This window comes from Microbacterium sp. A8/3-1, from assembly GCF_040267695.1.
Taxonomy (GTDB): domain Bacteria; phylum Actinomycetota; class Actinomycetes; order Actinomycetales; family Microbacteriaceae; genus Microbacterium; species Microbacterium luteolum.
The window spans coordinates 2,774,368-2,798,282 of sequence record NZ_CP158357.1 but is presented as its reverse complement, the minus strand read 5'-3'; the positions used below and the strand labels follow the sequence as shown (position 1 = coordinate 2,798,282).

The window sequence follows — 23,915 nt, the reverse complement described above, 5'->3', positions numbered from 1 at the left end:
CGCCTTTCGGACTCTCCTCGGGTCGGACGACCCGAGGGGCCATGTTACTCCTCGAAACCGGGAGCACGACGTGGTCGGTCATTTCACCACGTGTTCGGGCTATCTCCTTTTCTCCGCCTCGTGCGGAGTACGTGACTTTTCTGAACATCTCTAGTACGTCCGACTTTCGGATGCGGCGGCTTAACCGCTACGGCACGATCGAGTCGATGTACCCGCCGTCGACGCGCACCGCCGCGCCCGTCGTCGCCGATGCCAGCGGTGAGGAGAGGTACGCGACCATGTTCGCGATCTCCTCCGGCTCGATCAGTCGGTGCAGTAGCGACTGCGGCCGATGACGCTTCATGAACTCGCGCTGCGCCTCGTCCCACGGAAGCGCTTTGTCGACCAGCTCGTAGACGAAGTCCTCGACGCCCCCGGTGTGCGTCGGGCCGGCGAGGACCGAGTTGACGGTGACTCCCGTGCCCGCTGCATCCTTCGCGAACCCGCGCGAGACGGCCAGCAGCGCGGTCTTCGACATGCCGTAGTGGATCATCTCGGCCGGGATCACGATCGCCGAGTCGCTCGCGATGTTGAGCACCCGCCCCCAGCCGCGCTCCTTCATGCCGGGCAGGGTCGAGCGGATCAGGCGCACCGCCGCGAGCACGTTCACGTCGAAGTAGCGGCGCCATTCGTCATCGGTGATGTTGAGCGCGGATGTCGCGCCGAAGATGCCGAGGTTGTTGACCAGGATGTCGACGTCGCTGGCGGCGGCGAGCACGGAGTCTGCACCGGCCTCGTCGGTGACGTCGCCGGGAGCGGCGACCAGATCGCGCTCGGGCCGCTCTCCCTGGAGCTCGGAGATCACGGATGCCACGGTGTCGCTGTTGCGTCCGTTGACGGCGACGCGGGCTCCGGCATCCGCCAGTGCCGTGGCGATCGCCCGGCCGATGCCCTGGGTGGAGCCGGTGACGAGAGCGGTCTTGCCGGTGAGGTCGATGCGCATGATGTCTCCTCCGTGGGTGGTGCTGCCGTGGTGGACGCTGACAGGTGGTGCGACAGAAGACGTCGTCTACGGAGTCGCGGGTGCCGCCGAGTACCAGACCACACGATCGTCGTCGCACAACGACATCCCGAAGCGATACCAGACGATATCGCTGAATTTCGGATGGTAGGGGCCGATGACGACCGAGCCGTCTTCGCTGGTGATCGTGATGTTCAGTTTTCGATCGGCCGACCATTCGGCTGTTCCCGTGAAGGGCTTCGCGCTGTCCCAGTCGATGCAGTTGTCGACGACATCGACATCACCGACGGGAAAGTCTGTGAGCTGGGCGACGCCGTCCGGTTCGAGCCGCATCTCGCCGACGCCTACGGGATCGCTGTACGTCTCCGGGATCAGGAGGAGGGGGAGGCCCGCTTCGGCTTCCACGCGTGCTTGGCCCTGTTTCCGCACCGGGAACATGAGGGCCAGGGTCGCGACGACAGCTACGACGACGACCGAGAGAATCGTGATGAGCAGCCAGCGGTACCTTCGCACTCGCCCTCCGGGTGTACGCGTCATCGCGTCAGATCGTTGGGATGCCGACGAGCTCGGCGCTCTTCTGCCAGAGCGCCTCGGCGAGATCGGCGTCGTCGACCTGCGGATTCACGCGGGTGCTCAGCGTGCGCTCGTCGTAGTACGCGCCGGAGAACCAGGTCTCATCGGGGGTGCCCTCGATGAACCAGCGCAGCGTTTCGCCGCCTTTGTCGGTGCTGATCGCCAGGACATGCTTCAGGGGTGTGCGGTAGATCAGTCGCATCACGCTCGACGACTCGGCCGCGAAGTTCGTGCGCACGACGCCGGGATGGAATGCCACCGCGCTCAGGCCGCCGGGGTGGAACTTCGTGTGCAGGCTCTTCGTGAACAGGACGTTGGCGAGCTTTGCATCGCCGTAGGCCTTGTTGGCGCTGTACTTCTTCCGGTTGTCGAGGTCGTCGACGTCGATGTGTCCGAACAGGCGATGGCCGACGCTCGACGTGTTGATGACGGCGGCATCCGCCTTCCGCAGCTGAGGCAGCAGCAGGTTCGTCAGCAGGAACGGGGACAGATGATTCACCTGGATGGTCTTCTCGAAGCCGTCGACAGTCGGCGTCTGATCGCCGAAGATCCCGCCGGCGTTGTTCGCCAGCACGTCGATGCCGTCGTCGCCGACCAGGTCGGCGATCTGCTCCGCGAGCGCGCGGACGTCGTCGAGACGGGCGAAGTCGGCGGTGAGGTGCTCGGCGCCCGTCTCCCGCGCGATCGCGGCGGTCTTCTCCGGCGATCGGCCGACGAGCAGCAGGCGATCATCGGATGCCGCGAGCTGTCGCGCGGCAGCGGCTCCGATCCCGTCGGATGCCCCGGTGATGACGATCGTCCGGCGGCGCGCAGCGCCGTCGGGTGTCATGCGCCCTCTCGGTGCGCGGGCGGGGCGGGGCGCAGCGGCTCGGCGACCGGCATCCGCTCGGGCTCCGGCACGGGCGCAGGCGCCGGTTGCGCGACCGGCGCGGCGATCTCCCGCGCGACCTGCTTCTCGAGCACCGTGACGGCGTCGTCGGAGAGCAGGATGAGCCCGTCGAGCTCTTCGCGCACCCGCTTGTAGGCGACGTTGCGTTCGGCCTGCGTGGCCGACTCGTCGACCGCGACCTTGAGCAGCTGCTGTGCGCGGTCGAGTCGCTTGCGCTCCGGCTCGGTGAAGGTCGAGTCGCGCAGGCGTCGGGCGTCCTTCTCCGCGATCTCGAACGCGACCGCGTAGTCGCCGACGGCCTGCAGGTATTCGGCGACCTGATGCTCGGTGACCTTGCCTTCGGCGGATGCCGGGCGCAGAGCATCCGCTGTCTTCTTGGCCCGCAGGAATGCGGCCGTCAGCGGTTGACGGCCATCGCTCATCGCGGGGAACGCGATCAGCTTCGCGACGTCGAGCTCGTAGTCCAGCCAGCGCGCGGTGATCTCGTCGTGCTCGGCGAACAGGCGCACGAGCAGATCGTTCGGAGCGACAGATGCCGTGGTGTCGACGATCGACGGCCCGCGGCGCTTGGCCTGCTGGGTCAGGGCGCGGGCTTCGATCTCGGCCGTCTTCAGCTGGGCCTTGATCTTGAGGGTCTCGAGGCGCCGCTCATGACGGCGTCGAGCGCTCCGCTCCCACGCCTTGGCGACGCCGCCGGCCATCCCGAAGAGGGGGAAGATGAGCCACCAGTAGTTGCCCGCCCACTGCCAGAACTCTTGCATGATGGGATCAGCCTACTTCTCGGATCGCTCCCGCTCACCTGCCAGAAGAGCCAGGATGCGATCGACGAGGTCATCGGGGCCGGCATCCACGATGACGGTGATGCCCGGCTCGTCCTCGTCGAGCGGCTCGAGCGTGGCGATCTGCGACCGCAGCAGCGCCGGTGGCATGAAGTGGTCCTCGCGTGCGGCCGCCTGTGCCGCCACTCTCTCGGGCGCAGCGGCGAGGTGCACGAACACGGTCGCGGGCGCGTTCGCCCGCAGGCGGTCGCGGTACACGCGTCGCAGCGCCGAGCACGCCATCACGACCCCGGGCTCCGCCGCGAGCACAGCGCCGACGCGATCCAGCCAGGGCCAGCGATCGTCGTCGACCAGCGGGATGCCCGCGCTCATCTTGGCGATGTTCTCCGGTCCGTGGAGGTCGTCGGCGTCGACGAAGCGAGTACCCTGCCGACGAGCCAGCTCCTGGCCGATGGTCGTCTTGCCGACGCCGGAGACGCCCATCACGACGAGGGGCGGTGCGGAGTGGGATGCGGCGTTCACCCCTCCATCCTTCACCAGTCGTGGACCGTGCCGTCGAGGAGACGGTTGTAGGGCAGGTACGCCTGCTCGTACGGGTACCTGCCGGCTTCGTCGACGTCGAGCTCGACACCGAGGCCGGGCTTGTCGCCGGGGTGCAGGTAGCCGTCAGTCCAGGTGAACGACTGCTGGAAGACCTGGTCGGTGCGGGAGCCATGCTGCATGTACTCCTGGATGCCGAAGTTGTGGATCGCGAGACCGAGGTGCATCGCGGCGGCCATGCCGACCGGGGAGATGTCGGTCGGCCCGTGCATGCCCGACTTGATCTGGTACATCGCGGCGTAGTCGAGGGTCTTCTTCAGCGCGCTGATGCCGCCCATGTGGGTGACGGCCCCGCGGACGTAGTCGATGAGCTGGTCGCGGATGATGTCCTTGAAGTCCCAGACCGTGTTGAAGATCTCCCCGATCGCGAGCGGGGTGGTGGTGTGCTGGCGCACAAGTCGCAGCGCCTCCTGGTTCTCGGCCGGGGTGCAGTCCTCCAGCCAGAACAGGTCGTACGGCTCGAGGTCCTTGCCCAGGCGTGCGGCCTGGATGGGCGTCATCCGGTGGTGGCCGTCGTGGAGCAGGGGGATGTCGGGGCCGAACTCGTTGCGCACCGCCTCGAAGACACCGGGGAGGTGGTTCAGATACGCGCGGGTGTCCCAGTCCTCCTCCACCGGCTTCGCCCCACGGCGGGCCGGCTCGTGGTCGTAGCGGGCCTCGCCGCCCCCGGTGTCGGCGGACTGCGACGCGATGCCGTAGATCGCCTTCAGGGTCGGGACGCCGGTCTGCACCCGGATCGCCCGGTACCCCTGCGCCTGGTGGGCGCGGATCGAGTCGAACAGCTCGGGCAGCTCCTTGCCCGACGCGTGCCCGTACGCCATCAGTCCGTTCCGGGACGCGCCGCCGAGCAGCTGATACACCGGGAGACCCGCGACCTTGCCCTTGATGTCCCACAGCGCCATGTCGACCGCGGCGATCGCCGCCATCGTGACCGGACCCCGCCGCCAGTACGCCGACCGGTACAGGAACTGCCACGTGTCCTCGATGCGCGACTCGTCCGCCCCGATCAGCAGCGGCACCACGTGCTCGGACAGATACGCGACCACGGCGAGCTCGCGCCCGTTGAGGGTCGCATCCCCCAAACCGGTCACGCCGTCGGCCGTCGTGATCTTCAGGGTGACGAAGTTGCGATCGGGACTGGTCACGATGACCTCTGCCCTGTCGATGGTCATCGGATGCTCCTCGGGTGCAGGGCGACAGTGAGGATCACCGCGCCGACACCTCCATGGAATCACTGCCATACAAGTTGTGTCAAGCTATCGTGACGGTATGCCCGCCCCCGTCGCCCGCACCTCCGCGCGTGAACTCGCGTACGGACGCGTGCGCGACGACATCATCGGCGGTCGGTTCGCCCCGGGCGCACTGCTCTCCGAGAACGAGCTCGCCGTGGCGCTCGGGCTCAGCCGGCAGCCGGTGCGCGAGGCACTGCTGCTCATCGCGCAGGAGGGACTCGTCGAGGTGAGGCCGCAGAGCGGAACCTACGTCACGCGCATCGATCCCGACCGCGTGCGCGAGGCGCAGTTCATCCGCGAGGCCATCGAGCTCGCGTCCCTCGGGGCCTGCGCGCAGCCGTCCGCTGACGAGGAGCGGATGCTGCGCGACCTCATCCGCCGACAGCGTGGCGCCCGTGACCGCGACGCCTTCTATCCGCTGGACGAGGAGTTCCACCGCGCGCTCCTCGGCCTGGCCGGACACGCGAACGCCTGGGCGGCGGTGAGCGCCGCGAAGGGGCACCTCGATCGGGCGCGCTACGTCGGCATGAGCGCCACGCGGGCCGTGCAGGACTACGTCGACGACCACGAGCGCGTGGTCGATGCGCTCGCCCACGGAGATGCGGATGCCGCCATCGCCGCGCTCCGCGCGCACCTCCGGTTCGTCTTCGCCGATCTCGAGGCCGTGCAGGCGCAGCATCCGGAGCTCTTCGCGGGTCCGGCGCCGGCGCGCACCGGGCGGGCATCCCGGCGTTGAGCGCCGTCGTGGCCCCGGCGCTTGATACCGTCGGAACATGATCCCCGCCTTCGTGCTGAAGATCGTCCTCTTCGCCGCGGCGCTGGTCTTCGTGGTGGTGCTCGTGCGCTCGTTCTTCGGCCGCTCGAACCGCGCGAAGACCCGGGATCCCCGTGTCCGCCTGCCGCGGTCCGTCGCCATCGCCGCCGCGGTGCTGCTCGTCCTCGCTGTCGTGGCGTCGCTCCTGGGGTTCGGCAGCGGTGACATGCGCGACCCGGTGCCGTTCCGCATCGCGTCGGCGGTGCTGCTCGTGGTTGGCCTGCTCGTCCTGCTCGCCTATCGCAATCGGTACGTGCTGCCCGGTGCCGACGCGGTCGTGTTCCGGACGATCTTCGGCGCGGAGCGCAGCATCCGCTATCGCGACATCGTCTCGCATCGCACGATCGATCGGCGCGGGAGACGGATGCTGGTGGTGCGCTCGTCCGACGGCACGACGCTGCGCGTGCACACGTCGGCGCCCGGGATGTCGGGGTTGGTCGCTGCCGCGGCTGCATCTTCCGCGACCGCTGTTCGGGCGCCCGACTAGCCTGCGCCGCCGCGGGGTTCGCCGCACTCTGACGCCGGGTTCGTCGGATCCCGGGCTATCCCGGCGCGTTGGTCATTGCTATAGTCAACGAGATTGACTTGTTGACTGGACTTCTTCGAGAGTGGGACGACGATGACCACACCCCGCACGCAGGTAGCGGTGGACTGCGACGGCATCAGGATCGCGGCCGAGGTGCGCGGATCCGGATCCCCGGTGCTGCTGCTCCACGGGTATCCCGAGACCAAGGCCATGTGGGACGACGTCGCCGAGGCGCTCGCCGCGGACCACACGGTCGTCGCAGCCGACCTGCGCGGCTACGGCGACTCGGCGAAGCCGCGCGGTGACCACTACGCCAAGCGCGAGATGGCGCGCGACCAGGTGACGCTGATGCGCGAGCTCGGCTTCCCCCGCTTCGCCGTGGCCGGCCACGATCGCGGCGGGCGCGTCGCTCATCGGATGGCGCTGGATCATGCGGATGCCGTGTCGGCGCTGGCCGTGCTCGACATCGTGCCCACTCTGCACATGTTCGAGAACGTCGACCGGGCGATGGCGACCGCGTACTTCCACTGGTTCTTCCTCGCACGGGACGACGGGATGCCGGAGGCGCTGATCGGCGCGGATCGGGAGGCCTGGCTGCGCAGCAGGTTCACCGGCCGGCGCCATGACGGCGATCGACTGCCGGATGCGTACGACGAGTACCGGCGCTGCTTCGACATCGACACCGTGTTCGCCTCGGGGGCCGACTACCGCGCCGCGGCGACCGTCGACCTCGATCATGATCGCGCGGACCGGGAGGCCGGACGCACGGTCGCCTGCCCGACCGTCGCGCTCTGGGGTGCGCACAGCTACGTGGGCCGCAACTTCGATGTGCTCGCGACGTGGGCGCCGTACGCCCCGGGCGTCACGGGGGCGCCGATCGAGGCGGATCACTACCTGGCGGAAGAGGCGCCGGAGTCGACCGCCGCCGCGCTGCGGGAATTCTTCGCGGTGACCGAGGTCGCCGCATGAGCGCGCGGACGCTCGCGGTCGAGCGACTCGCCGAACTCGTGTCCATCGAGACGCCCACGGGTGACGCCGTCGGTCTCGAGGCCGCGCAGCAGCTGGTGCGGTCGTGGCTCGAACCGATCATCGGCGAGCCGGGGATCATCGAGATCGTCGACGGCATCGAGCATCTGCGCTGGTCCGGCGGCGATACGCCGGCCGTGCTCCTGATCGGCCACCTCGACACGGTCTTCCCGAAGGGCACGATCGTCGACCGGCCCTTCCGCATCGACGGCGACAGGGCGACGGGCCCCGGGGTCTTCGACATGAAGGCCGGCATCGTGATCATGGCGGCAGCCCTCGCCCGCATCGCGCGGCCCGGTGAGGTCGCCGTGCTGCTGACCAGCGACGAGGAGGTCGGCTCACTGACCTCACGCGCGCTCATCGAGCGGGAGGCTAGGCGCGCCGGCACCGTGCTGGTGCTCGAGCCGAGCCTCGACGGAGCGCTCAAGATCGCCCGCCGCGGGGGCAGCATCTATCGGATCGCCTTCACCGGGCGCGCGGCGCACGCGGGCCTCGAGCCGTGGAAGGGGCGCAGCGCCCTGGCCGAGCTCGCGCATCACGTGCTCGCGCTGCCCGAGCTCGCCGACGACGAGGCCGGCACGACGGTGAGCCCGACCGTCGCGCAGGCGGGGACCGTGACCAACGTGATCCCCGAGCATGCGGAGGTGCGCGTCGACGTGCGCGCCTGGACGCTCGGCGAGCTCGAACGCGTCGACGAGCGGATGCAGAGGCTGGAGGCTCACACCGAAGGAGTCTCCGTCGACGTCACCGGCGGTATCAACCGCCCGCCGATGGAGGAGAGCTCCTCCGCCGAACTTCTCGACTGCGCCCGTCGGGTGGCCGCGCGCCTCCGGCATCCGGAGATCGAGGCGGTGTCCGCCGGCGGAGCATCCGATGGCAACTTCACGGCGGCGGTCGGCGCCCGCACGCTCGACGGCCTCGGGCCGCGTGGCGCGGGCGCGCACGCCGACCACGAGTGGGTGTCGATCGACTCGATGATGGAGCGGATCGACCTGCTCGCAGGGATGCTCGACGACCTCACGGCGCGCGGCTGATCGCGGCGCACGTTCGGGAGGAGATCTCACGCAATGAAGGAGGTTCGAGGCCGGATGCTCCTTCGAAGCGTGAGATCTCCTTCATAGTTGGTGCCCCCGCACGGCGGCATCCGGAGCGCAGAAGCCTGCCGCGGCGGCATCCCGAACGTGCGTGCTCCGCGCGGCGGCGAGGCCCGGGGCGCGGAGTGAAGGAGTTCTCGCGCAATGAAGGAGGTTTGGGAGCGGATGCTCCTTCGAAGCGTGAGATCTCCTTCGTAGTGGGTGCTCTCCGCACGGCGGCATCCGAAGCGCACGTTGTGAAGGAGTTCTCGCGCAATGAAGGAGGTTTGGGAGCGGATGCTCCTTCGAAGCGAGAGATCTCCTTCGTAGTGCGTGCTCACAACGACCGCCTGCTAAGAACGGGGTGCCCGACCGCGACGCTGCCCGGCCTGAGGCCAGCCCCGCAAGCCTCAGGCGCCGGGCGCGTGCCGCTCGATGCTCTCCAGCAGCAGGTCGAGCGCGGACTCCCAGGCCCGCGGGTCGCGCACGCCGGGAAGGCTGTCGCCGGCCCAGACGATGTTCGGGAACTCGTCGGGGTCGAGCCGTCGGTAGTCCATCTGCCAGGTGAGCTCGTCGGAGTCCTGCACGTCGGCGGGCAGCGCCGTGAGCGCGGCCTGGATGCTGGATGCCGAGCGGATCAGCTGCCCGAGCGCGCGGGCGTACAGCGCCGCCTGCTCCTTGTCGTAGCCTCCGCGTCGGAGGGCGCCGATCGAGAACTCCATCGAGGAGAAGTCAGTGGGGCGGCGCAGCGCCATCTGCAGTGCGAACTCGGGATAGCGCATGTAGTGGTCATGGATCAGGTGCGCCTGGGTGCGCAGGTCGGCGAGCCAGTCGTCGGTCGCGACCATGCCGCCGCTGTAGGAGCGGGCGCGGAGCGTGTCGATCAGGGCGAGGAGCAGCTCGTCCTTGTCGCGGAAGTGCCGGTAGATCGATGTCGGGTGTGCGCCGAGTTCCTCGCCGATGGCCTGGAACGTCAGCCGGTCGAGCCCGTCGCGCTCCACGACGCGGTCTGCGGCGGCGACGATGATGTCGCGGCTGAGCGAGTCGCGTGCGCGGCGAGGGCGTGCGGTGTTCCCGCTCGAGCGGGCCGGCGCCTTCGCCTGACCTGCGGCCTTCCGAGTCGCCATCGAGTCACTCCTTCGCTGTCGTCACCGTGCGTCGGTCACGCAGAGATCACGGTACCCCACCATGATCACGGCTCCTGTCATGCCCGTCGACAATGCCGGAATCCCTGGCCCGATCAGCATAGCCAATGCTATAGTCAACGACATTGGCGACGACGAGGAGAAGCAAGGATGCTGCACACCCCGGAAGACGCGACGACAGCGATGATCGACCAGCGCTTCGCCGTTCCGTACCTCATGACCGTGCGCCCCGCCGCGGGTGCGGCCGATCGCGCGCTCGTGATCGAGAACCACCCCGAGGGTGCGCGTGGACGCCTGTGGCAGGCGCCGAACGCCCCGGAGGGTCTGCTCCCGTTCGATGTGAGCACGGGCGCGATCGTCACGCCCGACGGCCGCTGGATCGTCGACCTCGACGACGGCGGCGGCTCCGAGGTGGGCGCCCTCGCCGCGATCTCCCTCGACGGCTCCGAGCGTGTAGCCCTCACGCCCGGCCGCGAGCCCTACGTCCTGCGCGGGCTGGTGTTCTCGTTCGACGGCTCCACGCTCATCGCCACGGTCGTCGACGAGGAGGGCTTCCACGTGCTGGCGATCCCCGCAGCGCCCTGGGGCGCGCCGAGAGTCGTGTACTCGAACCCGATCGAGGCCTGGTTCGGCATGCCGTCGGCCGACGCGACGCTGGTCTCGATCGACACGACCGACCACAATCCCGGCATCCGTCGTCCTCGCATCACGGTCGTGGATGCCGCGACCGGCGCGACCGTCGCGACGCTCGACGACCTCCCCGACGGTCCGGTCCGTGCCGTGCAGTTCTCGTCCGTCGTGGGGGACGACCGCCTGTTCCTCAACACCGAGCGCAGCGGATTCTCGCGCCCGGCGATCTGGCACCCGCGTACTGGGGAGCGGCACGACTTCGACCTGCCCGACCTCGCCGGAGAGGTGATCGCGCTCGACTGGCACGCCCCGAGCGGCCGCATCCTCGCGCTGCACGTCGACGGCGGCATCCATCGTCTGCTCGAGATCGATGAGACAGACGGCGGTGTGCGGACCGTGCTCGAGGGCGGCAGCTTCGCCGAGCCCGACATCGCGAACCTGCATCCGTTCTACTGGACGTCGTACTACGCGCCGGACGGTGCTGTGCGGGCGATGCGCTCGAGCTGGGACGTTCCCCTCCGTGTCACGGAGGTCGCCGCCGACGGCGCCGAGAAGACGCTGATCGCCCCCGCAGCTGTGCCGCCGGGGCAGCCGCTGACCTCGACCCTCGTCACGAGCGCCGACGGCACCAGGGTGCAGCTGTGGTCGGGCCGCCCGGCCGGTCGCGAGCCGCTCGGCACGATCCTCGAGATCCACGGCGGGCCGATGCTCGTGGCGGTGGATCACTACAACCCCTCCGCCCAGTCCTGGCTCGATGCCGGGTTCGCGTACGCCTCCCTGAACTACCGGGGGTCTGTGACGTTCGGACGCGCGTTCCGCGAGGGCTTCTGGAACGCCGGCGGCGACCGCGAGATCGAAGACGTCTCCGCGGCGATCGCCTGGCTGCGCGCGCAGGGCCTCGCCGACCCGGCATCCACCTTCGTCACCGGAGCGTCGTACGGCGGGCACATGACCCTGCTCAGCGTGGGGCGACTCCCTGAGCTGTTCGCCGGCGGCTTCGCGCACGTCGCCGTGGCGGACTGGTCGGTGACGATCGACGCGATGAACCCGGCGGTCCGGAGCGTCTGGAGCTCGTGGGTTCCGCCCGAGCTCGTCGAGCGCTTCTCGGCCATCTCCTACCTCGACGACGTCACGGCATCCGTCTGGATCAATCAGGGCTCGATCGACACCCGCACACCGGTCGTCGGTGTGCAGGGCTACGTCGACCGGCTGCGCGCTCGCGGCGGCGACGCCGTGCTCGAGATCTTCGAGGGCGGACACGAGCCCACGGGCCTCCGAGGGGCCGCTCACGACCAGCGTCGCATGCAGGAACTGGCCCTCCGAACGCTCGCAGGAGAGCGCTGGGACGCCCCCGGCATCGTCCCTAGTCAGGAACATTGACTAAAACACTTGCTATCTCTTCCACTCAGTTCTAGAGTCGGACCACCACCCGCACCACAGCACCTCTTGCACTGTTCCTTCGTCGCACGCTCACTGGAGATCCGTCCATGTCGAAATCACTGCTTCGCACCGCTGTACCCTCTTCCCGACTGTCCCGACGCGGCATCCTCGCGGCTCTCACCGCCGCCGCGCTCATCGGCTCGCTCGCGGCCTGCACCCCGTCGCCCACCACCGCGGAGACGAACGAGGAGGTCGCCGTCGTCGACGGCGGCGAGCTCGTCATCGGCGCCGAGCAGGAGCCGGACTGCGCCGACTGGATCGCCACCTGCGGCGGATCGATCTGGGGCACCTACGTGATGCAGATCCCCACCATGCCGAGCGTGTTCCAGACCCGCCTCGTCGATGACGAGTGGGTGCCCGTGGCCTCGGATCTCGTCACCGAGGAGCCGACCACCGATGTCGCCGCCGATGGCACGCAGACCATCACCTACGAGATCAACCCCGACGCGGTGTGGTCGGACGGCGAGCCCATCACCTCGGCCGACTTCGCCTACACCGCCCTGCAGATCCGCGACGGCGACGACATCTTCGACAAGTCCGGCTACGACCGGGTCACCGCCGTCGACACCAGCGATCCGAAGACCGCCGTCGTCACCCTCGATTCCGCGTACGCCGGATGGCGCTCGCTGTTCAGCGTCTACGGCATCCTGCCCGCACACATCCTCGAGGGGCAGGACCGCAACGCGCTGATGGCCGACGGCTACGAGTTCAGCGGCGGGCCCTGGAAGATCGAGAAGTGGACCCGCGGCACCTCGGTCACGCTCGTGCCGAACGAGAACTACTGGGGCGAGAAGCCGCATCTCGACAAGGTGACGTTCCTGTTCCTGCCCGACACCACCGCGGCGTTCCAGGCGCTCAAGAGCGGCCAGGTCAGCGTGCTCGCTCCCACACCGCAGCTCGACGCTCTCACGCAGATCGAGGCGGGGCTCCCCGGCATCAAGTCGCAGGTCGATGCCCGCAGCGGCAACCTCGAGGCCATCTGGCTGAACAACTCCGTCGCTCCCTTCGACTCGGTCGCGGTGCGCCAGGCGCTCGCCTACTCGATCGATCGCGACGCCATCGTGAAGCGCCTCTTCGGCAGCCTCGGCATCGACAAGGCGCAGCAGAGTTTCAACTCGCCGATGGTCGCCCCCTACGCGACCGACGACTTCGCGCAGTACTCGCTCGACCTCGACAAGGTAGACGAACTGATGGAGGGCGACGGCTGGAAGAAGAACGGCGACGGCGTCTGGGCCAAGGGCGGCGAGACGGCGACGTTCTCGATCAAGACGCTCGCCGGAAACAAGCGCCGCGACCTCACGGTGCAGGTGCTGCAGTCGCAGCTGGCGGATGCCGGATTCGAGATGACGATCGACCAGGTCACCCCCGCCGACCTGTTCGGCACGATCGCGCCGGAGGGCGACTTCCAGGCCGGCCTCTGGGCCATCGTCGACACGTTCCCGGACCCGTCGCTGAACGCGACCTTCTCGTCGGTGAACATCCCGAGCGACGCGAACGGCTTCTCCGGCATCAACTTCTACCGGACGAACATCCCCGGGCTCGACGACCTCCTCGGTCAGATCGGCGACGAGGTCGACGTCGATGCCCGCATCGCGGCGTCGCACGAGGCCGACGCGCTGATCGCCGAGAACGTGCCGTCGCTCCCACTCGACACCGTGCCGAACGTGCTGCTGTGGAGCGAGAAGGTCGGCGGTCCGCTGCAGATCAACCCGATGGAGGGTCCGTTCTGGAACCTCGCCGAGTGGGGTCTCGCGGGCTGATCCCGCAGACCGGCACGCCAGGAATTCGCAGAGGAAGGAGGCGACGTCATGATCACGTTCATCACACGACGCGTGCTCTACTCGATCCCGGTGATCCTCGTCGCCTCCTTCGTGCTGTTCTGGGCGGTGCGTGCGACGTTCGATCCGCTCGCGAAGCTCCGGCTGGCGCAGGACCCGACGGCGCTCGCCCGCGAGGTCGAGCGGCTCGGCCTCGATCGCTCGATCCCGGAGCAGTACTTCCTCTGGCTGCGCTCCATGGTGGTCGGCGACTGGGGCCTGAGCACCCGCACCGGCACCCCGGTGCTGCCGCTGATCGGCGAGGCGCTGTGGCCCACGCTGCAGCTGGCGTTCTGGGGGCTGCTGATCGCGGTCCTCATCGCCGGCGGCATCAGCGTCTACTCGGCCGTGCGGCAGTACTCCCTGGGCGACAACCTGCTCACGGGCGCCTCATACCTCGGGATCGCGATGCCGGCGTTCTGGTTCGGCCTCATCCTCATCCAGACTTTCGCGGTGTGGCCGAAGGAGGCGTTCGGACTCAGCGAGCCGCCGCTGTACTTCATCGGGCTCAACTCGCCGGGGCAGACGGGCGTGCTCGACTACATCCGCCACCTGATCCTGCCGGTCGCCGCGCTCATGATCGCCCTCATCGCGTCCTGGAGCAGGTTCGGCCGTGCCGCGATGCTCGACGCGCTGTCGAGCGACTACGTGCGCACCGCCCGGGCGAAGGGCGTGCCGCGCCGGCAGGTCATCTGGCGGCACGCGGTGCGCAACTCGCTCGCGCCGTTCGTCACGGTCGTCGCACTGGACGCGGCGATCCTCATCGGCGGGCTCGTGGTCACCGAGCAGATCTTCGCGATCCCCGGCATGGGGCGTCTGTTCCTGCAGTCGCTCGTCGCCGGCGACGTGTTCGTGCTGCTGCCCTGGATGATCGTGGTCGCCGTCGCGGTCGTGATCTGCAACCTGATCGCCGACATCGCCTACGCGGTGCTCGACCCGAGAGTGAGACTGTCATGAGCGGTGCCGGCATCGCGGGGCGCGAGGAGCTGCTCGCCGAGCAGGAGCCGCATAAGGCGCCCACCCGTCAGCTGCTGAAGGGGTTCCTGCGGCACCGACTGGGCGTGGTGAGCCTGATCGTGCTGGTGATCCTGCTGATCGCCTGCTTCGGCGCCGGCTGGATCGCGCCGTATCCGCAGGGGCAGCAGGACCTCCTCACCGGGCCCACCCCGCCCTCGGGGGCGCACTGGCTCGGCACCGACGAGCTGGGTCGCGACTACCTCAGCGAGATCCTCTTCTCCGGACAGATCTCGCTCGCGATCGGACTCGCCGTCGCCGTGCTCGCGACGGTCGTCGGCACCGCCCTCGGCGCGATCTCGGGCTACGTCGGCGGCTGGATCGGCGAGCTCATCATGCGCATCACCGACCTCTTCCTCATCGTGCCGGCGATCGCGCTGCTGGCCGTGATCCTGCAGGGCCTCGGGCCGTCGCCGACCACGATCGTCCTGGCGCTCACCGCCCTCGGCTGGACCTACATCGCCCGGGTCGTGCGGGCGCAGGTGCTGTCGCTCCGCGAGAAGGACTTCATCGACGCGGCGCGCGGGATCGGAGCATCCGGATTCCGCATCGTCGTCTCGCACCTGCTGCCGAACCTCGCGGGCGTGATCGTGGTCGCGATGAGCCTGGCCGTGGCCTCTTCGATCATCGCCGAGTCGACGCTGAGCTTCCTCGGGTTCGGGGTGCAGCCGCCGCAGACCAGCTGGGGCTCGATGCTCAGCCAGGCCGCCGGCTACGTCGGCACTCCGCAGGTGTACCTGCTGTACTTCCCCGGACTGTTCATCCTCGTCACGGTGCTGTGCGTGAACTTCATCGGCGACGGCCTGCGCGACGCGCTCGACCCGCAGGGGAAGAACCTGTGAGCGGCGCGGTGCTTCTCGAGGTCTCGGATCTGTCGGTCAGCTTCCCGACGGATGCCGGACTCGCCCGGGCGATCGAGGGCGTCTCGTTCGTGCTGCGCGAGGGGGAGACGGTCGGGATCGTCGGGGAGTCGGGCTCGGGCAAGTCGATGACCGCGATGGCGATCATGGGGCTGCTGCCGAAGAAGGCCGTCGTCACCGGCTCGATCAGGTTCCGCGGCCAGGAGCTCGTCGGGATGTCGGATGCCGCGCTGCGCGAGATCCGCGGCAAGGACATCGCCGTGGTCTTCCAGGACGCGTTGACCGCCCTCAACCCGGTGATGCGCGTCGGCGAGCAGCTGATCGAGGCCGTGCGCGTGCACCGCCCGGACACCACGACGGCCGAGCGGAAAGCGCGAGCGATTGAGCTGCTCGACGTGGTCGGCATCCCCTCGCCCGAACTGCGCGTGGACCGCTATCCGCACGAGTTCTCGGGAGGCATGCGCCAGCGCGTGATGATCGCGATGAGCATCGCCAACGAGCCCGACCTGCTGATCGCCGACGAGCCGACGACCGCGCTCGACGTGACCGTGCAGGCGCAAGTGCTCGAGGTGCTGCGCGAGGTGCAGCGCCGCACCGGTACGACCGTGCTGCTCATCACGCACGACCTCGGCGTGGTCGCCGGCACCGCCGACCGCGTCCTGGTGATGTACGCGGGCGGGGTGGTCGAGACGGCCGACGTCGATCCGCTCTTCTACGAGACCGCGCACCCCTACACGGCAGGGCTCCTGGCCTCGCTGCCGCGGATCGACCGGCGGGCGTCGCGCGACGCCCGGCTGTACCAGATCGCGGGTCAGCCGCCGGTGGCGACCGCGTGGCCGAGCGGATGCCGGTTCGCCCCGCGCTGCGCGCACGCGGTCGCCGGGCTGTGCGATGCGGCGGTTCCGCCCGCGGTGCCGGTGGGGGCCGGGGCCGGTGCCGCAGATGGCGGTGCTGCGGATGTCGATGGGCCGATGGCATCCGGCATCCACACCGCCGCGTGCGTGCGGATCGACGAATGGCAGAAGGAGGCGGCGTCATGAGCACGAGCCTGACCGTGCAGAACCTCGTCAAGGAGTACAAGGTCGGCGGCGGTCTCTTCGGCCGGACCCGCGACGTCGTGCAGGCCGTGTCGGACGTCAGCCTTTCGATCGAGGGCGGACAGACCTTCGGGCTGGTGGGCGAGAGCGGATGCGGCAAGTCGTCGCTCGGCCGCAGCGTCGCCCGACTGCAGTCCAGTGACGGCGGCTCGATCCGGCTGGACGGCGACGACATCACCGGCGTCGAGGGCGGCCGGCTGCGGGCGCTGCGCCGGCGGGTGCAGTTCGTGTTCCAGGACCCCTACGCCTCGCTCAATCCGCGCAAGTCCGTGCGGGCGACGCTGACCGAACCCCTCGTGATCCACGGGCTGCATCGGGGGAACCACGAGCGCCGGGTCGAAGAGCTGCTCGCCCAGGTCGGGCTGAACCCCGCGCACGCCGACCGCTTCCCGCACGAGTTCTCCGGCGGTCAGCGCCAGCGTCTCGGCATCGCGCGGGCGCTCGCCGTGGAGCCCGAGGTCATCGTGCTCGACGAACCGGTCAGTGCTCTCGATGTGAGCGTGCAGGCCGGGGTGCTGAACCTGCTCGACGACCTGCAGCGCGACCTCGGTCTCACGTACCTGTTCATCGCGCACGACCTGTCCGTCGTGCGGCACCTGAGCGATCGCGTCGGGGTGATGTACCTCGGCAAGCTCGTCGAGGAAGGGCCCGTCGACGAGCTGTACGAGCGGCCACGGCATCCGTACACCCAAGCGCTGCTGTCGGCGATCCCGGTGCCCGACCCGCGAGCCGAGCGGGCGCGCGAGCGCATCGTGCTCACCGGCGACGTGCCGAGTCCCGTCTCGCCGCCGAGCGGATGCCGTTTCCGCACGCGCTGCTGGAAGGCCACCGAGATCTGCGCCGAGGTGGTTCCCGAGCTCGAAGACCACGGCGCCGCGCATCGCGTCGCCTGCCACCACCCCGTCGAGCTCGACTGACCGCCGCCCGCGTTCCGGTCGCACTTTCGGCCGCTGGAGCGCGCGGCAGGCGGCAGATACTGCGACCGGAACGGCCACGAACGACACGAAGTGCGACCGGAACGCCCACCGTAACGGAAGGAACCCCATGACGACCACCCACCGCATCGCCGTGATCGCCGGAGACGGCATCGGCACCGAGGTCATGCCCGAGGGGCTGCGCGTGCTGCGCGCCGCGGCATCCCGCTTCGACATCTCGCTCGAGTTCACCGAGTTCGACTTCGCGAGCGCGACGTACTGGCAGCAGCACGGGCGGATGCTGCCGGACGACTGGTTCGAGACGCTGCGCGGGTTCGACGCGATCTACTTCGGAGCGGTCGGCTGGCCCGACGTCGTGCCCGACCACGTGAGTCTGTGGGGGAGCCTCATCCAGTTCCGGCGGGCGTTCGACCAGTACGTGAACCTGCGGCCGGTGCGGTTGATGCCCGGCGTGGTCTCACCGCTCGCTGGTCGTGAGCCGGGCGACATCGACTTCTACGTCGTGCGCGAGAACACCGAGGGCGAGTACTCCTCGATCGGCGGCCGGATGTTCGAGGGCACCGATCGCGAGTTCGTGCTGCAGGAGACCGTGATGACCCGCACGGGCGTCGACCGGGTGCTGCGCTACGCGTACGACCTGGCGCAGCGCCGCGGGGCCAAGCACCTCACGTCGGCGACCAAGAGCAACGGCATCTCGATCTCGATGCCCTACTGGGACGAGCGGGTCGCGGCCGTCGGCGTCGACTACCCCGACGTGCGGCAGGACCAGTTCCACATCGACATCCTCACCGCGAACTTCGTGCTGCACCCCGACTGGTTCGACGTGGTCGTGGCGAGCAACCTGTTCGGCGACATCCTCTCCGACCTGGGCCCGGCCTGCACCGGCACGATCGGCATCGCGCCCAGTGCCAACATCAACCCCGAGGGGGCGTTCCCCAGTCTGTTCGAGCCCGTGCACGGCTCCGCGCCCGACATCGCCGGCCGCGGCATCGCGAACCCGATCGGCCAGATCTGGTGCGGGGCCATGATGCTCGAGCACCTCGGACACCCGGATGCCGGAGCCGCCGTCCTCACCGCGATCGAGGACGTGCTCGCCCGAGGAGCGGATGCCGCGCCCTTCACGCCCGACCTCGGGGGCACGGCCACGACGGTCGAGCTCGGTGCCGCGATCGCGGAGGCCGTCGCGGGGTAGGGATCGACTCCTCCCGACGGTGCGTACGGCCGAAGGCGATCAGCGCAGCTGAGGCACCGCCGTGCTCGGGTCGTTCACGATCGCCTCGAGGTCCGCGCGCAGAGCGGTCGCGCGCTCGGGCACGCTCGGAAGGGCGACCTCGGCGCAGCGACGGGCGAGCTCGAGATCATCGGCCAGCGCCGCGACCCGCGCCCAGGTGAGCAGGTGGGCCGGATGCGGAGGATCGACCACTGCCGCGCGAGCCGCCTCGTGGAAGTCCTGCGGCCAGGTGGCGAGCCGGCCGAAGAACGCGCTCGACTGCCGGTCCCACTCCGAGACGAGGAACGACACCGACTCCTGTGCTTCCTCGGTGGTCGAGCCGTAGACGAAATCGGGGTCGTGGTCGTTGCGGAACCCGGGGATGATCGACGACCGCCAGGCGCAGTCCGCTTCGCGGATCTTCGTCGGATCGATGACGTGGCCAGAGACGTCGCCCAGCAGAGTCAGATGCACGCCGAGGTCGATGCGGAAGACGCCGCGCCGTGGCTGGTGCACGACCTCGACGACGTGCACGACCGTGTCGTCAGCGCGTCTCAGCACATCACCGTTGCGCGTGAACCCCTGCGCCTTCAGGAGCGGGAAGAAGTGCTCGCGGAGGAGCGCGGTCGTCGTCTGCTTGTCCACACGGGAATCGTAGCCAGACCGCGGCGTCATCCGCCGTTCATGAAGCGTTCCATTCGGAGTACGGCGGTCTCGTAATTGCCCGTCACCTTCGGGAGTTGGAATACCGGTGTTCTCGGAATTCGGGGACATCTCCTCCCGAAAGGTCATCATGCGCCGCTTCACCCTGCCCGTCGTCGGCCTCCTGGGCGTCGCCGCCCTCGCACTCACCGGCTGCCAGAGCCCCTCCGCCGAGGCGGCACCCGCTGACCCCGACGCTCCGATCACGATCGCCACCCTGCCGGTCGGGGACGACCCCACGGCCGAGAACCCGATCGACGTCTTCGCCGAGCTCTTCGAGGAGGCCACCGGTCGAAAGGTCGAGGTCACCGACGTTCCCGACTACCTCAGCGTGGTCGAGGCGATCCGTGCCGACCACGTCGACATCGGCATCATGAGCGGCTTCCCCTCGGCGCTCGCCGTGAACACCGGCGAGGTCGATGCACTCGTCGCCTTCCAGGGTGACGGCAAGCCGGTCTCCACGTGCGTGGTGCTCGCGGACTCGCCCGTGCAGACCGTCGAAGACCTCGAGGGCAAGACGGTCGCGTTCGCCGATCAGGCGTCGAGCTCGGGCTACTTCATGCCGGTGTACATGCTGCACGAGGCGGGCCTCGAGCAGGGCACCGACTACGAGGCGATCTTCGCCGGTGGTCACGAAGGCAGTTTCGCCGCCCTCCAGCAGGGGCAGGTGGATGCCGCGTGCACGGCGGTCATGCTCACCGAGCTCGGCGCCCCGATGTTCCCCTTCGCCGACGGCGAGTGGCGCGCGGTCGGCGAGAGCCCGGCGATGAGCATCCAGGGCGCGGTCCTCGGCCGTCAGTCCCTCGACGACGACACGCGCAAGCTCATCCAAGAGGGCATCGCGGCGGTCTTCTCGCCCGAGAACGCCGAGAAGCTCGGGGCCTTCGGCGCTTTCGCCGCCGCCGAGCAGTCGGTCGACCCGAAGGGCGCAGACTTCGAGTCCTTCGCCGAGATCGCCGCGGTCGCAGGTGTCGAGCTGAAGGATCTCAAGTGACGAAGGCGTCGGAGGTCGCCGGCACGGCGCTCGCGGCGAGGGAGAACCCAGAGCAGACGGATTCTGCCCGGCGTGCCGCCGGCGGACGCACCGCGTCCGCGCAGGATGGTCTGGGTTTCCCCGCCACATCCGAGATCCGGCAGGCGCTGCCCCTGGTCACCGTGCGCGGCCTGCAGGTCGCCTACGACGGCCAGAACGTGCTCGACGGAGTCGATCTCGATCTGTTCCCCGGCGAGATGGTCGCGCTGCTCGGTGCGTCGGGATCCGGAAAGTCGACGCTGATGCGCAGCCTCACGGGGTTCGCGCCGATCTCGGCGGGATCCGTCCGGGTCGCCGGACATGATGTGACGAACCTCGGTCGCGGCGAGCTGCGCACGCTGCGATCGGAGGTCGGGCAGGTGTTCCAGCAGTTCAACCTGATCCCTCGGCTCAGCGTGATGACCAACGTCCTCACCGGGGCGCTGCATGGTGCCGGTCCCCTCAACCTCGCCGGCGGCTTCTCCCGAGCGCATCGGCGTCGGGCACTCGAGCTCCTCGACCGCGTCGGCATCGCGCACAAGGCATCCGCGCCGGCCCGGTCGCTCTCGGGAGGACAGCAGCAGCGGGTGGCGATCGCCCGGGCGCTGATGCAGCAGCCCAAGGTGATCCTCGCCGACGAGCCGGTCGCCTCGCTCGATCCGAAACTGGCCGACTCCGTGCTCGAACTCCTGCGGGGGATCGCCACGGATGACGGCATCCCGGTGCTGGTGAGCCTGCATGTTCTTCCGCTCGCGCTCGCGCACAGCGATCGCGTCGTCGGCCTGCGGCATGGCGAGATGCTCGTCTCCGGTGCGACATCGCGGCTGGATGCCGCGGCGCTGGCGCCCCTCTACGACGATGAGGAGCACGGTGATGACGACCACCGCTGAGTCCCGCACCGACCGAGTGACTCGCCCCGCGCTGGACCCTGCGGAGCGGTCTCGACTCGAGAGCGCGTTCCGTGTGCCGCGCGCCCGCTTCCTGATCGGGCTGCCGATCGCCGTCCTGGTGCTGATCTGGTCGTTCAACGGCGCAGAGTTCAACTTCGTCAAGCTCGGCGACGGAGCCGTGAACATGGGGGAGTTCCTCTCCCGCCTGTTCCCGCCGGACTTCTCGAAGATCGGCACGATCCTCGCGCTGCTGCTCGAGACCTTCCAGATGGCGGTCGTCGGCACCGTGCTCGGGGCGGTGCTCTCGCTGATCGTCGCGTTCGGAGCCTCGTCGACCATCGCGCCGACCTGGCTGTACTACCCGACGCGCTGGGTGATGAACGTCATCCGCTCCGTCCCCGATCTGGTGTTCGCGCTGATGTTCGTGTCGGCAGTCGGACTCGGTCCGTTCGCCGGCATCCTTGCCATGACGCTGGGCTCCATCGGCTCGATCGGCAAGATCTTCGCCGAGGCGATGGAGCAGGTGGACCGCGGTCCGGTCGTCGCCATGGAGGCCGTGGGCGCGTCGAAGCGGCAGGTCATCCAGTACGGCATCCTGCCGCAGGCCGCGCCCCTTCTCACCTCGTACACGCTGCTGCTGTTCGAGGGCAACGTGCGCGGCGCCGACCATCCTGGGGCTCGTCGGCGCCGGCGGCATCGGCCTGGAGCTGACGACCGCGATGCGCATGTACGACTACGGCCACCTCAGCGCCATCATCATCTGCATCATCGTGCTCGTCACGGCGATCGACCAGGGCAGCGCCCTCATCCGAAGGAGAATCACATGACCATCATCGACACCGACCTCGTGCTCAGCGCGCCGGTGAACCTGCGCGACCTCGGCGGTATCGCGATCGACGGCGGTGTGCTCCGGTCAGGGCTCGCCATCCGCACAGACGACCTCGCCTACGTGACCGAGGACGTCGCCGCGCGGCTCGTCGCCGACGGTCTCACGGCGGTGATCGATCTGCGCTCGCCGGTCGAGGTCTCGCTCACCGGTCGCGGGCCGCTCGCCGAGCATCCGATCGCGTACCACCATCTGCCGCTCATCGCGGACGTCGGGGAGTCGATGGATCGCGATGCTCCGGGGCTCAGCCACGAGGGCATGGCGCGGATGTACCTGCGGATGGTCGAAGGTGCCGCCCCGCAGCTGGTCACCGCGCTGAACGTGATCGCCCACACGCCGGGAGCGTCTGCCTTCCACTGCGCAGCGGGCCGTGATCGCACCGGCGTGCTGGCGGCCATGCTGCTGCTCGCACTCGGCGCGGACGACGACGACATCGTCACCGACTACGCCCTCACCGGTGCCAACATGGTCGCGATCATGAAGCGCACGGCGCCGGTCATGGGTGCGATGTGGAAGGCCCTCGGGTTCGACGCCGATGCTCTCGCGGCCTCATCCGCCCTGCTCGAGGGATCCATGGACGTGTCGATGCGCAACCTTCTCGCCACGCTGCGTGAGCAGTACGGCGACCCGCTGACGCCGCTGCGCACGGCAGGGCTGTCGGATGCCACGATCGCGCGGCTGCGCGAGCGAGCGCTCGCCGTATGACGTCGGCGACATCGGATGCCGGGGCGGCGCTGCGCCGTCGTCCCGGCCGTCCGCGTGACGAGGAGATCGATGGGCAGATCGTCGCGGCGACGCTGGAGGTCATCGACGCGGGAGAGGAGGTCACGGTCTCGCGAGTGGTGGCGCGCAGCGGAGTGAGCAGAGCGGCGCTGTACCGGCGCTGGCCGTCGCTCACGATGTTGATCGCCGCGGCGCTCGATGTCGGCAGGGACGTGCCCCCGGAGTATCCCGCGGATGCCGATCTGCACGAGATCCTGCTGACGGGCCTCGGTCTCGGCGCCGACGCGGTCGCGCCTTCGGCGCCGGGGTACTCGGAGGAGCGGTTCCGGCAGCGCATCCGACTGGTCATGTCCGACCGGGCGCTCCAGAAGGCGTACTGGGAGTCGCACGTCTCCCGGCGCCGGGTGCCGATGGAGAACGCGCTGCTCGCGGGCATCGCTCGGGGCGAGCTTCGGGATGACCTCGACGTCGGGGCGTGCTTCGACGCGATCGCGGGGACGGCGTATTACCAGCTGGTCGTGCGCGGGGATCGGATCAGCGACCCGGTCGTGGTCGCCCGCCTGCGAGCCGCGATCGAGGTGATCTGGCGCGGGATGGTCAGCTCTTCGTGAGGTCCTGCGCGAACATCACGAGGATGCCGCTGGGCCCGCGGAGGTACGTGAGCTTGTAGACGCCCTGGTAGTCCGCGACGCCGCGCAGCGGGTGGCAGCCGTGTCGCGCGGCGATCGCCAACGACTCCTCGATGTCGTCGACGGCGAAGGCGATGCGGTGCATCCCGATCTCGTTGGGGAGTGTGGGCTCGGTCTCGATCGCGTCGGGGTGGATGTATTCGAAGAGCTCGATCTGGCCCTGGCCGTCGGGCGTCTGGAGCACCGCGATCTTGGCGTGGTTCCCGTCGAGACCCACCGCCGTGTCCGCCCATTCGCCGCTGACCTCATCGCGTCCGAGCACGGTGAGCCCGAGGTCGGAGAAGAAGGAGATCGTCGCTTCCAGGTCGCGCACCGCGATGCCGACGTTCTCGAGTCTGATAGCCATGAGGGGG

At 69.2% G+C, this 23,915-nt stretch carries 24 protein-coding genes; 15 read left to right on the top strand and 9 right to left on the bottom strand.

What is annotated here, in order from left to right; translation table 11 throughout:
• Nucleotides 1-187: 187 nt before the first annotated feature.
• From ABS642_RS13710 to manD, 6 genes are all read right to left on the bottom strand, one after another.
• A complete protein-coding gene (locus ABS642_RS13710) occupies nucleotides 188-982 on the bottom strand; it encodes an SDR family oxidoreductase (RefSeq protein ID WP_350350528.1) in 795 nt (264 codons plus the stop codon).
• Between the two features lie 66 nt (nucleotides 983-1,048).
• Nucleotides 1,049-1,438, bottom strand: a complete 390-nt coding sequence (locus ABS642_RS13705; RefSeq protein WP_350350527.1) for a hypothetical protein — start codon at nucleotides 1,436-1,438, stop codon at nucleotides 1,049-1,051.
• 103 nt (nucleotides 1,439-1,541) lie between these two features.
• Nucleotides 1,542-2,402, bottom strand: a complete 861-nt coding sequence (locus ABS642_RS13700) for an SDR family NAD(P)-dependent oxidoreductase (RefSeq protein ID WP_350350526.1) — start codon at nucleotides 2,400-2,402, stop codon at nucleotides 1,542-1,544.
• The gene (locus ABS642_RS13695) at nucleotides 2,399-3,223 is read right to left on the bottom strand and encodes a hypothetical protein (protein ID WP_350350525.1); all 825 of its coding nucleotides are present in this window, start codon (nucleotides 3,221-3,223) and stop codon (nucleotides 2,399-2,401) included. Before ABS642_RS13695 ends, ABS642_RS13700 begins: the two co-directional genes overlap by 4 nt.
• Before the next feature lie 12 nt (nucleotides 3,224-3,235).
• Nucleotides 3,236-3,763 (bottom strand): gluconokinase, encoded by a 528-nt coding sequence (locus tag ABS642_RS13690; protein ID WP_350350524.1) that lies wholly within the window; start codon nucleotides 3,761-3,763, stop codon nucleotides 3,236-3,238.
• A gap of 11 nt (nucleotides 3,764-3,774) precedes the next feature.
• Nucleotides 3,775-5,013: a D-mannonate dehydratase ManD gene (gene manD / locus ABS642_RS13685; RefSeq protein ID WP_282215137.1), complete on the bottom strand. Its 1,239-nt coding sequence runs from the start codon at nucleotides 5,011-5,013 to the stop codon at nucleotides 3,775-3,777.
• Between the two features lie 97 nt (nucleotides 5,014-5,110).
• Here manD and ABS642_RS13680 point away from each other — a divergent pair, with 97 nt between their 5' ends.
• From ABS642_RS13680 to ABS642_RS13665, 4 genes are all read left to right on the top strand, one after another.
• Nucleotides 5,111-5,809: a GntR family transcriptional regulator gene (locus ABS642_RS13680; protein WP_350350523.1), complete on the top strand. Its 699-nt coding sequence runs from the start codon at nucleotides 5,111-5,113 to the stop codon at nucleotides 5,807-5,809.
• A gap of 37 nt (nucleotides 5,810-5,846) precedes the next feature.
• On the top strand, nucleotides 5,847-6,374 hold the full coding sequence (locus ABS642_RS13675; protein WP_350350522.1) for a hypothetical protein: 528 nt from the start codon (nucleotides 5,847-5,849) through the stop codon (nucleotides 6,372-6,374).
• Between the two features lie 132 nt (nucleotides 6,375-6,506).
• Nucleotides 6,507-7,382 carry an alpha/beta hydrolase gene (locus ABS642_RS13670; protein ID WP_350350521.1) on the top strand — a complete coding sequence of 292 codons (876 nt, stop codon included), beginning with the start codon at nucleotides 6,507-6,509 and terminating at the stop codon, nucleotides 7,380-7,382.
• Nucleotides 7,379-8,473 (top strand): M20 family metallopeptidase, encoded by a 1,095-nt coding sequence (locus tag ABS642_RS13665; RefSeq protein ID WP_350350520.1) that lies wholly within the window; start codon nucleotides 7,379-7,381, stop codon nucleotides 8,471-8,473. The genes ABS642_RS13670 and ABS642_RS13665 overlap by 4 nt, the downstream gene beginning before the upstream one ends.
• Nucleotides 8,474-8,922: 449 nt before the next feature.
• Here the strand turns inward: ABS642_RS13665 and ABS642_RS13660 are convergent, their stop codons facing one another.
• Nucleotides 8,923-9,639 carry a helix-turn-helix domain-containing protein gene (locus ABS642_RS13660; RefSeq protein ID WP_350350519.1) on the bottom strand — a complete coding sequence of 239 codons (717 nt, stop codon included), beginning with the start codon at nucleotides 9,637-9,639 and terminating at the stop codon, nucleotides 8,923-8,925.
• 168 nt (nucleotides 9,640-9,807) lie between these two features.
• Here ABS642_RS13660 and ABS642_RS13655 point away from each other — a divergent pair, with 168 nt between their 5' ends.
• From ABS642_RS13655 to ABS642_RS13625, 7 genes are all read left to right on the top strand, one after another.
• Nucleotides 9,808-11,667 (top strand): prolyl oligopeptidase family serine peptidase, encoded by a 1,860-nt coding sequence (locus ABS642_RS13655; RefSeq protein WP_350350518.1) that lies wholly within the window; start codon nucleotides 9,808-9,810, stop codon nucleotides 11,665-11,667.
• 107 nt (nucleotides 11,668-11,774) lie between these two features.
• Nucleotides 11,775-13,487, top strand: a complete 1,713-nt coding sequence (locus ABS642_RS13650; RefSeq protein WP_350350517.1) for an ABC transporter family substrate-binding protein — start codon at nucleotides 11,775-11,777, stop codon at nucleotides 13,485-13,487.
• A gap of 48 nt (nucleotides 13,488-13,535) precedes the next feature.
• Nucleotides 13,536-14,501: an ABC transporter permease gene (locus ABS642_RS13645; protein WP_350350516.1), complete on the top strand. Its 966-nt coding sequence runs from the start codon at nucleotides 13,536-13,538 to the stop codon at nucleotides 14,499-14,501.
• Complete coding sequence (locus ABS642_RS13640) at nucleotides 14,498-15,400, top strand: ABC transporter permease (protein WP_350350515.1); 903 nt, start codon at nucleotides 14,498-14,500, stop codon at nucleotides 15,398-15,400. The genes ABS642_RS13645 and ABS642_RS13640 overlap by 4 nt, the downstream gene beginning before the upstream one ends.
• Nucleotides 15,397-16,458 carry an ABC transporter ATP-binding protein gene (locus tag ABS642_RS13635; protein WP_350350514.1) on the top strand — a complete coding sequence of 354 codons (1,062 nt, stop codon included), beginning with the start codon at nucleotides 15,397-15,399 and terminating at the stop codon, nucleotides 16,456-16,458. Before ABS642_RS13640 ends, ABS642_RS13635 begins: the two co-directional genes overlap by 4 nt.
• The gene (locus ABS642_RS13630; RefSeq protein WP_350350513.1) at nucleotides 16,455-17,432 is read left to right on the top strand and encodes an oligopeptide/dipeptide ABC transporter ATP-binding protein; all 978 of its coding nucleotides are present in this window, start codon (nucleotides 16,455-16,457) and stop codon (nucleotides 17,430-17,432) included. Before ABS642_RS13635 ends, ABS642_RS13630 begins: the two co-directional genes overlap by 4 nt.
• A 127-nt stretch (nucleotides 17,433-17,559) precedes the next feature.
• Complete coding sequence (locus ABS642_RS13625; RefSeq protein ID WP_350350512.1) at nucleotides 17,560-18,642, top strand: tartrate dehydrogenase; 1,083 nt, start codon at nucleotides 17,560-17,562, stop codon at nucleotides 18,640-18,642.
• A gap of 39 nt (nucleotides 18,643-18,681) precedes the next feature.
• Here ABS642_RS13625 and ABS642_RS13620 read toward each other — a convergent pair whose 3' ends face one another.
• The gene (locus tag ABS642_RS13620; RefSeq protein ID WP_350350511.1) at nucleotides 18,682-19,305 is read right to left on the bottom strand and encodes a hypothetical protein; all 624 of its coding nucleotides are present in this window, start codon (nucleotides 19,303-19,305) and stop codon (nucleotides 18,682-18,684) included.
• A gap of 148 nt (nucleotides 19,306-19,453) precedes the next feature.
• On the opposite strand from ABS642_RS13620, the gene phnD reads away from it, so the two are divergent.
• Genes phnD through ABS642_RS13600 form a run of 4 tightly spaced genes read left to right on the top strand, consistent with a single transcriptional unit; the run spans nucleotide 19,454 to nucleotide 23,484 of the window.
• The gene (gene phnD, locus ABS642_RS13615) at nucleotides 19,454-20,356 is read left to right on the top strand and encodes a phosphate/phosphite/phosphonate ABC transporter substrate-binding protein (RefSeq protein ID WP_350350510.1); all 903 of its coding nucleotides are present in this window, start codon (nucleotides 19,454-19,456) and stop codon (nucleotides 20,354-20,356) included.
• Nucleotides 20,353-21,264: a phosphonate ABC transporter ATP-binding protein gene (locus ABS642_RS13610; protein ID WP_350350509.1), complete on the top strand. Its 912-nt coding sequence runs from the start codon at nucleotides 20,353-20,355 to the stop codon at nucleotides 21,262-21,264. The genes phnD and ABS642_RS13610 overlap by 4 nt, the downstream gene beginning before the upstream one ends.
• The gene (locus tag ABS642_RS13605; protein ID WP_350350508.1) at nucleotides 21,248-22,855 is read left to right on the top strand and encodes a tyrosine-protein phosphatase; all 1,608 of its coding nucleotides are present in this window, start codon (nucleotides 21,248-21,250) and stop codon (nucleotides 22,853-22,855) included. Before ABS642_RS13610 ends, ABS642_RS13605 begins: the two co-directional genes overlap by 17 nt.
• Nucleotides 22,852-23,484, top strand: coding sequence for a TetR/AcrR family transcriptional regulator (locus ABS642_RS13600; protein WP_350350507.1), 633 nt, complete (start codon nucleotides 22,852-22,854; stop codon nucleotides 23,482-23,484). Before ABS642_RS13605 ends, ABS642_RS13600 begins: the two co-directional genes overlap by 4 nt.
• On the opposite strand, the gene ABS642_RS13595 is transcribed toward ABS642_RS13600, so the two are convergent.
• Nucleotides 23,471-23,908 (bottom strand): VOC family protein, encoded by a 438-nt coding sequence (locus tag ABS642_RS13595; protein ID WP_350350506.1) that lies wholly within the window; start codon nucleotides 23,906-23,908, stop codon nucleotides 23,471-23,473. The two genes, ABS642_RS13600 and ABS642_RS13595, sit on opposite strands and share 14 nt — an antisense overlap.
• Between the last annotated feature and the right edge of the window lie 7 nt (nucleotides 23,909-23,915).

Coding starts and splice junctions, on each gene's coding strand:
- ABS642_RS13710 (WP_350350528.1), bottom strand. CDS start 982: ATGCGCATCGACCTCACCGGCAAGACCGCTCTCGTCACCGGCTCCACC.
- ABS642_RS13705 (WP_350350527.1), bottom strand. CDS start 1,438: ATGTTCCCGGTGCGGAAACAGGGCCAAGCACGCGTGGAAGCCGAAGCG.
- ABS642_RS13700 (WP_350350526.1), bottom strand. CDS start 2,402: ATGACACCCGACGGCGCTGCGCGCCGCCGGACGATCGTCATCACCGGG.
- ABS642_RS13695 (WP_350350525.1), bottom strand. CDS start 3,223: ATGCAAGAGTTCTGGCAGTGGGCGGGCAACTACTGGTGGCTCATCTTC.
- manD (WP_282215137.1), bottom strand. CDS start 5,013: ATGACCATCGACAGGGCAGAGGTCATCGTGACCAGTCCCGATCGCAAC.
- ABS642_RS13680 (WP_350350523.1), top strand. CDS start 5,111: ATGCCCGCCCCCGTCGCCCGCACCTCCGCGCGTGAACTCGCGTACGGA.
- ABS642_RS13675 (WP_350350522.1), top strand. CDS start 5,847: ATGATCCCCGCCTTCGTGCTGAAGATCGTCCTCTTCGCCGCGGCGCTG.
- ABS642_RS13670 (WP_350350521.1), top strand. CDS start 6,507: ATGACCACACCCCGCACGCAGGTAGCGGTGGACTGCGACGGCATCAGG.
- ABS642_RS13665 (WP_350350520.1), top strand. CDS start 7,379: ATGAGCGCGCGGACGCTCGCGGTCGAGCGACTCGCCGAACTCGTGTCC.
- ABS642_RS13660 (WP_350350519.1), bottom strand. CDS start 9,639: ATGGCGACTCGGAAGGCCGCAGGTCAGGCGAAGGCGCCGGCCCGCTCG.
- ABS642_RS13655 (WP_350350518.1), top strand. CDS start 9,808: ATGCTGCACACCCCGGAAGACGCGACGACAGCGATGATCGACCAGCGC.
- ABS642_RS13650 (WP_350350517.1), top strand. CDS start 11,775: ATGTCGAAATCACTGCTTCGCACCGCTGTACCCTCTTCCCGACTGTCC.
- ABS642_RS13645 (WP_350350516.1), top strand. CDS start 13,536: ATGATCACGTTCATCACACGACGCGTGCTCTACTCGATCCCGGTGATC.
- ABS642_RS13640 (WP_350350515.1), top strand. CDS start 14,498: ATGAGCGGTGCCGGCATCGCGGGGCGCGAGGAGCTGCTCGCCGAGCAG.
- ABS642_RS13630 (WP_350350513.1), top strand. CDS start 16,455: ATGAGCACGAGCCTGACCGTGCAGAACCTCGTCAAGGAGTACAAGGTC.
- ABS642_RS13625 (WP_350350512.1), top strand. CDS start 17,560: ATGACGACCACCCACCGCATCGCCGTGATCGCCGGAGACGGCATCGGC.
- phnD (WP_350350510.1), top strand. CDS start 19,454: ATGCGCCGCTTCACCCTGCCCGTCGTCGGCCTCCTGGGCGTCGCCGCC.
- ABS642_RS13605 (WP_350350508.1), top strand. CDS start 21,248: ATGACGACCACCGCTGAGTCCCGCACCGACCGAGTGACTCGCCCCGCG.
- ABS642_RS13600 (WP_350350507.1), top strand. CDS start 22,852: ATGACGTCGGCGACATCGGATGCCGGGGCGGCGCTGCGCCGTCGTCCC.
- ABS642_RS13595 (WP_350350506.1), bottom strand. CDS start 23,908: ATGGCTATCAGACTCGAGAACGTCGGCATCGCGGTGCGCGACCTGGAA.